The sequence below is a fragment of the Rummeliibacillus pycnus genome, assembly GCF_044359855.1.
GTDB lineage: Bacteria > Bacillota > Bacilli > Bacillales_A > Planococcaceae > Rummeliibacillus > Rummeliibacillus pycnus_A.
In genome coordinates this window covers 1360544-1374223 of record NZ_CP132291.1, presented here as the reverse complement: position 1 = coordinate 1374223, position 13680 = coordinate 1360544, and the positions used below count along the sequence as shown (strand labels likewise).

The 13680-nt window shown below is 35.5% G+C and carries 11 protein-coding genes and 1 pseudogene; 8 read left to right on the top strand and 4 right to left on the bottom strand.

From position 1 onward, the window contains the following. Window positions 1–106: 106 nt before the first annotated feature. From Q8X41_RS06825 to Q8X41_RS06810, 4 genes and pseudogenes are all read right to left on the bottom strand, one after another. A complete protein-coding gene (locus tag Q8X41_RS06825) occupies window positions 107–259 on the bottom strand; it encodes a GNAT family N-acetyltransferase (RefSeq protein WP_397540213.1) in 153 nt (50 codons plus the stop codon). 23 nt (window positions 260–282) lie between these two features. Then, window positions 283–423 (bottom strand): annotated as a pseudogene (locus Q8X41_RS06820) (GNAT family N-acetyltransferase); the annotation flags it as partial. Between the two features lie 86 nt (window positions 424–509). Next, a complete protein-coding gene (locus Q8X41_RS06815; protein WP_397539501.1) occupies window positions 510–1328 on the bottom strand; it encodes a purine-nucleoside phosphorylase in 819 nt (272 codons plus the stop codon). 139 nt (window positions 1329–1467) lie between these two features. Then, entirely contained in the window at window positions 1468–1767 is a 300-nt protein-coding gene (locus tag Q8X41_RS06810) for a hypothetical protein (RefSeq protein WP_397539500.1), read from the bottom strand. Window positions 1768–2541: 774 nt separating this feature from the next. Between Q8X41_RS06810 and Q8X41_RS06805 the strand changes: the two genes are divergently transcribed. From Q8X41_RS06805 to yihA, 8 genes are all read left to right on the top strand, one after another. Further along, complete coding sequence (locus tag Q8X41_RS06805; protein WP_397539499.1) at window positions 2542–3915, top strand: amino acid permease; 1374 nt, start codon at window positions 2542–2544, stop codon at window positions 3913–3915. A 415-nt stretch (window positions 3916–4330) separates the two neighbouring features. Then, entirely contained in the window at window positions 4331–5341 is a 1011-nt protein-coding gene (locus Q8X41_RS06800) for an MBL fold metallo-hydrolase (protein WP_397539498.1), read from the top strand. A 114-nt stretch (window positions 5342–5455) separates the two neighbouring features. Then, window positions 5456–6364: an HNH endonuclease gene (locus Q8X41_RS06795; protein WP_397539497.1), complete on the top strand. Its 909-nt coding sequence runs from the start codon at window positions 5456–5458 to the stop codon at window positions 6362–6364. 114 nt (window positions 6365–6478) lie between these two features. After that, complete coding sequence (locus tag Q8X41_RS06790) at window positions 6479–7474, top strand: tetratricopeptide repeat protein (RefSeq protein ID WP_397539496.1); 996 nt, start codon at window positions 6479–6481, stop codon at window positions 7472–7474. 105 nt (window positions 7475–7579) lie between these two features. Beyond that, a complete protein-coding gene (gene tig / locus Q8X41_RS06785; RefSeq protein ID WP_397539495.1) occupies window positions 7580–8872 on the top strand; it encodes a trigger factor in 1293 nt (430 codons plus the stop codon). A gap of 182 nt (window positions 8873–9054) precedes the next feature. Beyond that, the gene (gene clpX / locus Q8X41_RS06780; RefSeq protein ID WP_397539494.1) at window positions 9055–10323 is read left to right on the top strand and encodes an ATP-dependent protease ATP-binding subunit ClpX; all 1269 of its coding nucleotides are present in this window, start codon (window positions 9055–9057) and stop codon (window positions 10321–10323) included. Window positions 10324–10511: 188 nt separating this feature from the next. Further along, window positions 10512–12839, top strand: a complete 2328-nt coding sequence (gene lon / locus Q8X41_RS06775; protein ID WP_397539493.1) for an endopeptidase La — start codon at window positions 10512–10514, stop codon at window positions 12837–12839. Further along, window positions 12836–13417, top strand: coding sequence for a ribosome biogenesis GTP-binding protein YihA/YsxC (gene yihA, locus Q8X41_RS06770; RefSeq protein ID WP_397539492.1), 582 nt, complete (start codon window positions 12836–12838; stop codon window positions 13415–13417). The genes lon and yihA overlap by 4 nt, the downstream gene beginning before the upstream one ends. Window positions 13418–13680: the final 263 nt, after the last annotated feature.

The following is a 13680-nucleotide window of genomic DNA, read 5'->3' as shown; positions in this document are numbered from 1 at the left end:
AGAAGAAAAAAGATCCTATCAAAGTATTTTGTCGCTAAAATTAGCGTTCCTACTATAATATTTGACGTCATATCTATTGCCTGAATTAGTCTATTTATATTCTAATTCAGGTCAATTTTGTATTAAAAAATCGTTTAACATAAATTGCATATTTTTTAAGGCTTTTAAAGCCTGAATTTGTATCTAAATGGATTGAAGCACGATTATCAATGTCACAATCCCAACATGGTTGTATATTTTTTGATAGGCAGTAGTCAATAAATTGTTATGCTACAATATTTGCTAATCCTTTTCTCTGTAATTCAAATCAGTTACAATATCAACTTCTGCATAGTGTTTTGATTTAAAAATTGAGACACCTTCGCTGATAATTTTATCGCCATCCTCTAAACAAAAGCCAAACCCCTTTACAGTGCCATCAGTTGAATAAGAAAAATTTTAGTTTAATAAACTAAAGATAAATTCATTAACAAAGAAGGCACTTGCTATGCAAGTGCCTTTATGCTTTATTACATTGCTTCCAACAGTCCTTTAATAAGGCCAACAAATTTAGTGTTTACTTGACCTGCAACTTCAATCACTTCTTCATGGTTTAAAGGTTGATCGAGAATTCCGCACGCCATATTTGTTAAGCATGAAATACCAAGTATCTTCATATTGCCGTGTTTTGCTACGATTGCTTCAGGGACAGTTGACATACCTACTGCATCAGCCCCGAGAGTACGAATCATACGAACTTCAGCTGGCGTTTCATAAGTTGGTCCACTCCACCAAGCATAAACACCTTGTTGTAACGAAATATTTTGTTTCTTCGCTACTTCTAAAGCGATATTACGTAACTCTTTACTATAAACTTCAGACAAATCAGGGAAACGTGTTCCTAATTCATCGTTATTTGGACCGATTAAAGGATTTGAAGCTACTAAATTAATATGGTCTGTGATTAACATTAAGTCACCAGGTGCGAATGATGTATTAACAGCGCCACAAGCGTTAGTAACGATTAAATTTTCAATACCAAGTGCTTTCATCACACGTACAGGGAATGTGACTTCATCTAACGAGAATCCTTCGTAATAGTGGAAGCGGCCTTTCATCGCTGCTACTGTCTTCCCATTTAAAGTACCAATGACAAGTTCATTTGCATGTCCAATAGCACTAGATTTTGCAAAGTGTGGTATTTCACTATAGGGAATGCTGGTTGGATTTTCAATTTCATCAGCTAGATTTCCAAGTCCAGATCCTAGTATCAAACCTACTTTAGGAGATTGATCCGTCTTACTTAAAATGAAATCTCTAGCTTCAATAATATCTTGGATGTTATGCATCAAAAGTTCCTCCTTGAATAGCTACTTTAGAACATATATAGCCGTTTCTCAATAAAAGCTTAATTCATGAAAGAGGCGTTGTAAAATTAAAACAACTAATTTGTAAGGTAATAGTAGAGAATGTGAAGTTAGATCTATTTTACTCAGCCATTCTCTTTTTCTTTTTAGCTTGTAGATAAGCAATAATCGTTGTTTTTAATGCTGCGTAATTTCCGATAGCTGCATAGCCATAAAACCATCCCATAAATAAACCTGCAATTAGATTCTGGCGATGGCTGATAAAGACGGAAATCAATAATCCAAGAATCAAGGGGATTGTTGGAACGTACTTTTTGGGAATATGAAAAATGATTTTTAATATTTGAGTAAGAATCATGATAACGGGTATCGCTATAACAGCATCCCAGAAGTTTGTATGGATTATCGGGAATAATTCCATCTTTTCACCTCTTTCGAAGATACGAAATATGTAGTAATTGCTCTTAATAGTTGTTCCCTGAAATATGGTATTTATTCTCGGGGATTAATTCTGTGAATTTATTTTTTATAAAATATTATTAAAGTTAAATCAATTTCATAATTCAAAGATTTAATAAAAAACACGAACATTAAAAGTTCCATTCTTATATGCCATATCAATTAGAAAATTGCCTATGAAGCGGAAGATGGCGACTCCTGCGGGAAAGCGAGACAGGTGAGACCCCGCAGTGAAGCAAAAATTCTTTTTGCCCCACAAAAAGAATTTTCTGCGACGAAGCTAGCGAAGCGATGCAGGAGCACAGTGTTTTAGCTTCCGAGGAGGCTCACCGCTCGCCCGCGGAAAGCGCCATCTGGAGCAGCATACTAAGTAAATACTGGAAATGAAATATATCCGAATTATTGAGTTGTTTATTTAGGAATATATTTATGAAATTGATTCAGTTATTAAATTATAAAATAACTCTTTTAATCATTCATTTTTAATAAAATTAATGTTTTTTTCTATATTTTTAGCAAAAAAAATATGTGTTTTTGAGAAATACAATTGTATTTCTGAAGAAAATTTATTAAAATTAAAGACATAAATTAATTGTTCTACAACACAATATAGTTTTGCTTTAAACCTTTAGGCTTTGTATAACAATGAATTAAGGATTAGAAACCTATGATTTCTTTACGTTAGATATAAAGTAACGAACATGTGCATCTGTGTTAAACATTAGGAGGGGAAATTATGGCTAACAAAGAGTTGAAGAGGGGTTTAGAAGCAAGGCATATTCAAATGATCGCGCTTGGTGGAACAATAGGTGTAGGTTTGTTTATGGGTTCAGCAAGTACAATAAGTTGGACTGGACCATCGGTTATGCTTGCTTATGCAATCGCCGGTATTTTTGTGTTTTTTATTATGCGTGCTATGGGAGAAATGCTTTATCTTGAACCAACAACAGGTTCATTTGCGACATTTGCTCATGAATATATTCATCCGCTTGCTGGTTATCTAACTGCGTGGAGTAACTGGTTCCAATGGGTAATCGTTGGGATGTCAGAAGTTATTGCTGTAGGTTCTTATATGCAATATTGGTTCCCAGATCTACCTGCATGGGCACCCGGAATTGTAGTTATGATTATTTTAGGGGCTGCTAATTTAGTATCTGTTAAGTCTTTTGGTGAATTTGAATTTTGGTTTGCATTTATTAAAGTTATAACAATTATTTTAATGATTATTGCTGGATTTGGATTAATCTTCTTTGGTCTAGGTAATGATGGACACGCAATTGGAATTCCAAACTTATGGTCACATGGTGGTTTCTTTGCAGGTGGCTTTAAAGGATTCTTCTTTGCATTGTCACTAGTGGTAGCGGCCTATCAAGGTGTTGAATTAATCGGTATTACAGCTGGTGAAGCGAAAGATCCTCAAAAATCAATCACAAAGGCAATTAATTCAATTATTTGGCGTATTTTAATCTTCTATATTGGTGCTATTTTCGTAATCGTAACAGTTTATCCTTGGGATCAATTAAAAGCAGTAGGAAGTCCATTTGTTGTAACGTTTGCAAAAGTAGGTATTACAGTAGCGGCTGGCTTTATCAACTTTGTCGTTATTACAGCTGCAATGTCTGGATGTAATAGTGGTATTTTCAGTGCTGGACGTATGATGTACACATTAGCGATAAACGGACAAGCACCGAAAGCATTCGCGAAAGTATCTAAAAATGGTGTCCCATATTGGGGTACAATCGCTGTTTTAATTGGTTTAGCTGTCGGTGTAGTTTTAAACTTTGTCGCACCATCGAAACTTTTCGTATATGTATATAGTGCAAGTGTGCTTCCAGGGATGATTCCATGGTTTGCATTACTGATTGCTCAAATTCGTTTTAGAAAAGTACACGCCAAAGAAATGGCAAACCATCCATTTAAAATGCCTTTCGCACCAGTAAGTAACTATGCAACCATCATCTTCTTGTTAGTCGTGTTAGTCGGCATGTGGATCAACGATGATACACGTATTTCATTAATCGTAGGGATTATCTTCTTAGCACTTATGACAATCCTATTCTATCTATTTGGTATGAATAAACGCGATTATAATTTAAAAGAAAATGACTAAATAAAAAATTGCTTATATAGAATTTAAAACCCGGAGAGTCCTTTTGATTAGGAGCTTTCCGGTTTTTTTGACTTATTCGCTAAAAGTAATAGTTGGGGTGCAAATAAATTCTGACCAATACTGTATATTTTCCCCTTTGTTACATTTAGTGTAATAATGGAAATGATAAACATCACACCAAAGTCAACCTATTTCACCTGTATAGGTAGCAATAAAAGCATCTATAAACATGCCGATCACAAGGTAATTAATGGTGACGCACTTGGAGGCGTACAACGACAAATCGCAAGTCCAATTAAGTGGACAACATTTACGCCAATATCCAAATGTGTTAGCAAAAAGCTGGTTCGAATAATGCAGATATTCTTGGGGCAACGATGTAATATCTGACTCCGTATTAAGGAAGTGAAATGTTTTGCAAATAATTTCTAGTCAAGAGCGTCAAGTATATCCTATTATTTTCCCAACATCTTATGGATCTGTTGGCACGATCAACTTTTATATCATTAATGATGGAAAATTATTAACCTTAATTGATGCTGGTATCAATCATGAAGGTTGTTGGGATTATTTTAATTTAGTATTAGCAGAACAGGGGTACAAGGTAGCTGACATTGACCGTATCATTTTAACTCATCATCATGAAGACCATGTCGGGCTGTTAAAGCGAATACTAGCTGTGAAGAATATCCCAATTTATGCACATCCAATTGCCATTTCAAGATTAGCAATGGATGCAGATTTCTTTCATATGCGTTATCAGTTCTTCAATGAACTTTATGCTGAAATGGATTGTCTTCAAGATGCGCAACCACGATTAGAAAAACTAAGTAAAACATTGAAAGAATTAGATGAAAGAAAAATAATGGCTGACTATATTCCTATCCAAGAGGGTGATTTTGTCGGTGGCCTAGAAGTTATTGAAACACCTGGGCATTCTCCTGATTCAATTAGTCTGTTTGATAGGGAACGACAATGGCTGTTTACTGGAGATTTGGTTTTAAAAGAATCTTCAACAAATGCGATTATAGATCCTGATCAAAATGGTGTTCGCTTAAAATCAGTAGTTCAACAGCGTCAATCATTAACTAAATGTGCAGAGATTGATGTCTTGCTTGTCTTTCCAGGGCATCGATCGATAATAGAAAATCATAAGCAATTGATTAATCAAAAACTTGAATCGATGAATCGCAAAGCTGAAAGAATGTTGGCGTTATTAGCTAAACAATCACAAACAGCTAGCTCACTAGCAAAGCAATATTATAAGTCAAAATATAATACAGAATTTTCTCTTGTTATGTCAGAAATAATTGGCTACCTCGACTACTTAGAAGGCAATCAATTAGTGATAAAGGAAAAAATAGATGGTGTATGGATTTATTCTCTGGCACAACAAGTACAGGAAGAGGCTATCCCAGAAGGTTAATTTTTGGGATGGCTTTTTCTATGGGGATAACAGCGGGTATCAGATCTTTTCCGAAACTAATTTCTTAGCGTTATAATAGGAATAGATAATATACGTATGTGAGGAGGGGTTTCGATGAGCAGCTATATCGTTATGCAAGGGGAAACCTATGAAGAAGATAAAGATTTAGAGGTAATTTGGTCTCCTATTTATGATAGGGCGGGGCTTGAACCTCATTTTTGGGCAAGAATGCGACAAGTGAAAAAAGGAGATTGCATTTTTCATTATGTAAAAGGGGCAATTGTTGCCATCAGTATTGCTCAAAGTAATTGTGAAGAGGGAGTAAAACCCATTCTTTTCCGTCTTCAAACAGAAGAGAAAGGTCATGTCGTTCATACAAAATATTACCCACTAGAAATACCGCTAGTCATCCGTGATTTTTGGCAAGACATTCAACCTTTACTTCCAGCAAAATATGCTCCATTTCAAGAAGATGGTAGTGGCAATGGTGGTTATTTGTATCCTTGTCACGAGGAAATGGCATTACTTTTTTCCAAATTAATACGTTCATTAAACAAAACAAATACAGGTGAAGAACAACTATCGTTATCAATTGATGCAGTTCAACAAATAAATCCTTTGTTTACACTCTTAGATCGAATAGAAGATCAAGTGAAAAATTGTTTGCAACACAATCAATCCGTATTTTTGGAGCAACAATTAAAATTATGGAATGGAACTTGCTCGATTTGTGGAATTCATCATCTGAAAATGATGCACGCAACACATGCAAAATCGATAAAAGAAAGTATATTAGAAGAGAATAAAGATCCATTTAATGGAATTTTACTTTGTGCGAATCATGCAGTTTTATATGAAGAAGGATTAATCACTTTTGATGGTAGAGGGAGATTGCACATTTCACAAAGAATAACTCCAGAAGAATATAGCAAATATCAATTGATAGATGGTCAGAAAATAGAATTATATCCTGAAAATAAAACCTATTTCAGATGGCATAAACGATATCACTTTCAACCATAATAATAAAGACTAGCAATTTCTTAGAACATTAAAAAACAATTAGTTTTGTCGTATGAAATTGTTTTAGCTCCAAATGAAAATATGCTATGATGAATTTAGGGAGAGTGAACACAATTGCGAAGAAAAAGAGGAAAACTTCAAAAGCATCAAAATGTTATTGTGTTCCCCGGAACAATAGAAAGGCTAATTGCAGAAGGACAGCGATATGCTGAGAATTATCAATATGATAAAGCTGTTGTTTCGTTGCGTGAGGCATTGCAATATACTGAAGGTGATGAAAGCCTATTAAGCGTTTATGCCTTTGCTTTGTATGAAACACGCAATTTTCAAGAAGCGAAAGTTATTTGCGAGAAATTGCTAGCCATTGGTCCACAGTTATACATAGAAACCATGGAACTTTATTTGACAGTTTTGATGGAATTGAAGGAATTTAAGCAAGTGGAGACATTAATTGACTCTTTGCTTGAAGAAGACGTCATTCCACTTGAATCGCAGGATAAATTTATTCATATCAAAAACTTAAATGCAATGATTGCTGATAAGCAAGATGAAGTACAAGTGGATGGAGTGGAGATTGAGATAACTTACGAACAATTCGAAGCAGATCAATTTTTTTCTAAAACGAATTTACTGCAAATGCAACAGTTGCAAGCTGTTCGTGAAGTGAATATTCGTCCATTAAAAGAGCAAATGGTTGCTATTGTTGAAGATGAACGAGCTCATCCAATGATTCAAAGTTTTGCACTGTACTTACTCGTACAGCAAGAAATAGATCTTGAAGTGCAAGTGAAAAAGTTTGATGAAGTGAGTACTGTCAATCCATCACAACTACAGTTTCCTGACGAGATGCCTGTCGCAAAGAAAGTTTTAAAACTTGTTGAAAGTGCATTAGAACAGGAACCATCTACATTAGAAATGGTGCAATATCTATTGGCAAGACATATGTTTGTGACCTATCCTTTTGAATGGTTCCATTATCAATCAGAAGAGATAGTAGAGGGATATATTGATTTTGTACATGCTATGTTTGGTGAAGTAAAAGAAACAGATTATGATTTAATGGACTTATTAAACCTGCTAGAAGAGCAGTCTGAGCTGTTTGATGTATGAAATCAGTTGAAACTATAGTTATCTATGATATACTAAAACAGTTGCGAAAGTCGTATTAACGAATGAATTGTCCAACATTTGAAATTAATTTTGGAGGTATTATAAATGTCAGTAAAATGGGAAAAACAAGAAGGTAACACTGGATTATTAACAGTAGAAGTACCTGCAGAAAAAGTAAACGAAGCTTTAAACAAAGCTTTCGAAAAAGTTGTAAAACAAATTAACGTACCAGGCTTCCGTAAAGGTAAAATGCCTCGTCCAATGTTCGAAAAGAAATTTGGAGTAGAATCATTATTCCAAGATGCTTTAGAATTTTTAGTGAACGAAAACTATCCTTTAGCAATCGATGAATCAGGAATTGAACCTGTAGATCAACCAGAAATCGATTTCGAAATGGAAGACCTAGGTAAAAACAAAGACTTCAAATTCACTGCTAAAGTAACTGTTAAACCAGAAGTAACTCTTGGCGACTACAAAGGATTAGAAGTAACTAAACAAGAAACTTCAGTTACTGATGAAGAAATCGAACAACAATTAAAAGACCAACAAACTCGTCTTGCAGAATTAGTTGTTAAAGAAGATGGCGCTGTAGAAGAAGGCGACACTGCTGTAATCGATTTCGAAGGCTTCCAAGATGGTGTAGCATTCGAAGGCGGAAAAGGCGACAACTACTCACTTGAAATCGGTTCAGGTTCATTCATCCCAGGATTCGAAGAACAATTAGTAGGCGTAAAAGCTGGCGAATCTAAAGATGTAGTTGTAACATTCCCTGCAGAATACCATGCTGCTGAATTAGCTGGTAAAGAAGCTACTTTCAAAGTAACTTTAAAAGAAATTAAATCAAAAGAACTTCCAGAATTAGATGATGATTTCGCTTCAGAAATTGATTCAGAAGTTGAAACTTTAGCTGAACTTCGCACTAAACTAAAAGAAAAAACTGCTACTGAAAAAGAAAGCGCTGCTGAAACAGCTTTACGCGACGACTTAGTTGAAAAAGCTGCTGAAAACGCAACAATTGATATTCCAGAAGCAATGGTTGAAACAGAAGTTAACCGTATGTTACAAGAATACGATCAAAGCTTACAAATGCAAGGTATGAACCTTGACCTTTACTACCAATTCTCAGGTCAAGATGAAGCAGCTCTTCGTGGACAAATGAAAGGCGATGCTGAAAGCCGTGTACGTGTATCTTTAGTTCTTGAAGCAATTGCTGAAGCAGAAAAAGTAGAAGTAACTGAAGAAGACATCAACGCTGAATTAGAAAAAATGTCTGAACAATTCAAAATGGATGCAGAACAAATCAAATCAGTTCTAGGTGGTACATCTGTTCTTGAACATGACGTGAAAATTCGTAAAACAGTTGAATTATTAGTTGAAAACGCTAAAGTAACTGAATAATACAGTTCAATTAGTAAACCTGAACAAGGTACGGGTTTTAAATCCGTACCTTGTTTTCTTAACATAAAATTAGAAAATTTAGAATAATACATATTAAAGAGTGAGATTGTTACAAGAAATCATTATATTTGATAATATAGAAAGAATCTTGTAACATTGTTGCTTGAATAGGGGTGAAATAATTGTTCAAATTTAATGATGAAAAAGGCAATTTAAAATGCTCATTCTGTGGTAAACCACAAGAACAAGTCCGTAAACTAGTTGCAGGACCAGGCGTATATATTTGTGATGAATGTATCGATCTTTGTTCTGAAATTGTTGTTGAAGAACTTGGTACTGAAGAAGAAGTTGAGCTAAAAGACATTCCAAAGCCAAAAGAAATACTAGATATTTTGGATGATTATGTCATCGGACAAGAACGTGCCAAAAAAGCATTATCAGTAGCTGTTTACAATCACTACAAACGTATTAATTCTAACAGTAAAGTGGATGACGTAGAGCTATCTAAATCTAATATCGTGTTAATCGGACCAACTGGTAGTGGTAAAACATTATTAGCTCAAACCCTAGCACGTATTATCAACGTACCATTTGCGATTGCTGACGCTACTTCTTTAACAGAAGCTGGCTATGTGGGTGAAGATGTTGAAAATATCCTTCTTAAACTAATTCAATCTGCTGATTATGATATTGAACGTGCTGAAAAAGGAATTATCTATATCGATGAAATCGATAAAGTGGCCCGTAAATCTGAAAACCCATCTATTACACGTGATGTGTCAGGTGAAGGTGTTCAACAAGCATTACTGAAAATCCTTGAAGGTACAACAGCAAGCGTTCCTCCTCAAGGCGGTCGTAAACACCCTCATCAAGAGTTCATTCAAATAGATACGACGAATATTCTATTCATCGTAGGTGGTGCTTTTGATGGAATTGAGTCAATTATCAAACGACGTATGGGTGAAAAAGTAATTGGTTTCGGTTCTGATATTAAAAAACATAATACTGATGACAAGGATATGATGAAGCACTTAATCCCTGAAGATTTGCTTAAATTCGGATTAATCCCTGAATTTATCGGTCGTTTACCAGTATTGGCTAGTTTAGAGCAATTAGACGAAGATGCACTTGTTCAAATTTTAACAGAACCTAAAAATGCATTATCTAAGCAATATCAAAAAATGTTAGAACTTGATAATGTAGAACTTGAATTTGAAAAAGACGCATTATATGAAATCGCAAAAGAAGCTATTGAACGTAAAACTGGTGCACGTGGCTTACGTTCAATTATCGAAAATATTATGTTAGATGTAATGTTCGAATTACCTTCTCGTGATGATATCGTGAAATGTATTATTACGAAAGAAACCGTTACAGATAAAGCTCGTCCGAAACTCCTTTTAAAGGATGGGACAGAGTTAGATCCAGATAACGAAAAAACGTCTGCATAAGAACTGATTGAAAAGCTGGCTTCGATCAAGTGCCAATCAGCACTTGCTCGATGGTCAGCTTTTTTTAAACTTATTATTGTGCATGAAAAGAGTATTCTGTAACATACTTATAGCGTAATTGAAAAAGCTCCTAGGATATTCAATAAAAAGATGAAATTTCACACAATCAGTCGGAGGTGATCACCCGTATGGCAGAAGTAACTAGAACGAAAGACATACCACTTTTACCACTTAGAGGGTTACTCGTTTATCCAACGATATTATTACATATTGATGTAGGTCGTGAACGCTCTATTGAAGCATTGGAAAAAGCGATGGCGGATGATAATTTGATATTTCTTGTGACACAAAAAGTCATGAGTGTCGAAAATCCGGTACAAGATGATTTATATGAAGTGGGAACTGTTGCTTATGTGAAGCAAATGTTGAAATTACCGAATGGAACATTACGAGTGCTCGTGGAAGGTCTCAACCGAGCAAGAATTAAGAAATGTATAGATCATGAAGACTATATGTCGGCGGATCTGGAAAATTTAATTGATTCAAAAGAAGTTGATATTGAAACAGAAGCATTGATGCGTACATTATTATCTCATTTTGAAAGATATTCAAAAGCATCTAGCAAAATTTCTAACGATTCTTATGAAACAGTAGCAGATATTGAAGAGCCTGGTCGTTTCGCAGATACTATTGCATCGTATTTACCATTAAAAATGCAAGGAAAACAAGAAATTCTTCGCATGATAGATGTAAAAGAAAGAATCAATATCTTAATTCAACGATTACATGATGAACAAGAAGTATTAAATCTTGAACAGAAGATTAATACCAAAGTTAAGCGTGCGATGGAAAAAACGCAAAAAGAATTCTATTTACGTGAGCAGATGAAAGCAATCCAAGAAGAACTTGGAGACCGCGAAGGAAAACAAGCAGAAGTTGAAGAACTAAAAAAACGTATTGAAGCTTCTGAAATGCCTGAGGATACGATGAATGTTGCCTTGAAGGAATTAGGTCGTTATGACAAAATTCCAGCTGCTTCTGCAGAGAGCGGTGTGATTCGAAACTATTTAGATTGGCTTATTTCTCTTCCGTGGAAAACGGCTACTGAAGATCGTCGTGATATCCATGTTGCAGAAAAGATATTAAATCGAGATCACGAAGGTTTAGAAGAGGTAAAAGAACGTATTTTAGAATACCTCTCTGTCCAACAATTAACCAATTCACTTCGTGGACCAATACTGTGCCTAGCAGGACCTCCAGGAGTAGGGAAAACATCTTTAGCAAAATCGATTGCTGAATCATTAAATCGGAAATTTGTTCGAATCTCATTAGGTGGTGTTCGCGATGAGTCCGAAATTCGCGGCCATCGAAGAACGTATGTCGGTGCAATGCCTGGGCGAATTGTACAAGGTATGAAAAAAGCAGGTACGATTAATCCTGTCTTCTTATTGGATGAAATTGATAAAATGTCGAATGATTTCCGTGGTGATCCAGCAGCAGCTATGTTAGAAGTATTGGATCCTAATCAAAATAGTACATTTAGTGATCACTATATCGAAGAAACATATGACCTATCGAATGTTATGTTCATTGCTACCGCAAATGATTTAAGTACAATTCCTGGGCCGTTACGTGATCGAATGGAAATCATTTCTATTGCCGGTTATACAGAAGTAGAAAAACAAGAAATCGCAAAGAATCACTTAATACCAAAGCAAATGGAAGAAAACGGTTTAGCAAAAGCACAGCTGCAAATCCGAGATGATGCAGTACTTGACTTAATTCGTTATTATACGCGAGAAGCGGGTGTACGTAATTTGGAACGTCAAGTTGCTTCATTGTGCCGTAAAGCGGCAAAACAAATAGTATCAGGTGACAAAAAACGTGTTGTCATTACAGCGAAAAACCTAGAAGACCTATTAGGAAAACACCGATTCCACCATGGACAAGCAGAAAAAGAGAACCAAATTGGTGTAGCAACAGGCTTAGCTTATACTGTTGTTGGCGGTGATACGCTTCAAATTGAAGTTTCACTTACTCCAGGTAAAGGAAAGATTCAATTAACTGGTAAATTGGGTGATGTCATGAAGGAATCTGCACAAACAGCATTATCTTATGTGCGTTCAAAAGCAGATCAATTAGGAATTGATGAAGATTTCTTTGATAAGCATGACATTCATATCCATGTACCAGAAGGAGCTGTCCCAAAAGATGGTCCTTCAGCAGGTATTACGATGGTTACGGCGATTACTTCGGCAATTACCAAACGACCAATTCGCCGTGAAGTTGGCATGACAGGTGAAGTTACTTTGCGTGGTCGAGTATTACCGATTGGTGGCTTGAAGGAAAAATCACTAGGTGCTCACCGTGCAGGATTAACAACAATTATTATACCGAAAGATAATGAACGTGATATTGATGATATTCCAGAAAGTGTTCGTAAAGGGCTCACATTTAAGCCCGTGTCAAACGCAGATGAAGTATTGAAATTAGCGTTAGACGGAGGGATTTCATGAAAGTCAATAATGTAGAGATGGTCATTAGTGCTGTTCGACCAGCTCAATATCCAGAGGACGGTCTGCCAGAGTTCGCTCTTGCAGGTCGTTCTAATGTTGGTAAATCTTCTTTTATCAATCGAATGATTGGTCGAAAGAGTATGGCTCGTATATCTTCAAAACCAGGGAAGACTCAAACACTAAACTTCTATAAAATTGAAGAGCAATTGTTTTTTGTAGACGTACCCGGTTATGGTTATGCAAAAGTTTCTAAAACTGAACGTGAAGCTTGGGGCAAAATGATCGAGCAGTATTTAACTGGTCGTGGTATGTTAAAGGCAGTTGTACAAATCATTGATATTCGTCACGAACCAACAGATGATGACTGCATGATGTATGATTTTTTAAAACACTACAATATTCCAACAATCGTAATTGCGACAAAAGCTGATAAGATTAAAAAAGGAAACTATGCCAAACATATAAAAATGGTCGAAGATGTTTTGGATATGGATCCGAATGACCCACTTATTTTATTCTCATCTGAAAAAGGGATGGGTATGGAAAAAGCATGGGAAGAAATAGAAAAAAGAATGTAGTAGTATTACATAAAACCTGTAGAGTTGAAAAAATTCTACAGGTTTTTTTACAAATCTAGCAAAACTAGGGCCACTGAAAAAGTCAAAATGCATGAATTTTAATAATAAAATTTTGTGTTCCAATTTTTGTTGAAGTATAATTTCCTGCGACGAGTAATCGCAGGAGCAATCTTTACCGGCGGGAAAGCGAAGCTGATTCCACTTCAGGATATAGCATATTTGTAGGAAAGTTTAATCAAAGAGCAACTATGTTGTGCTTCAAT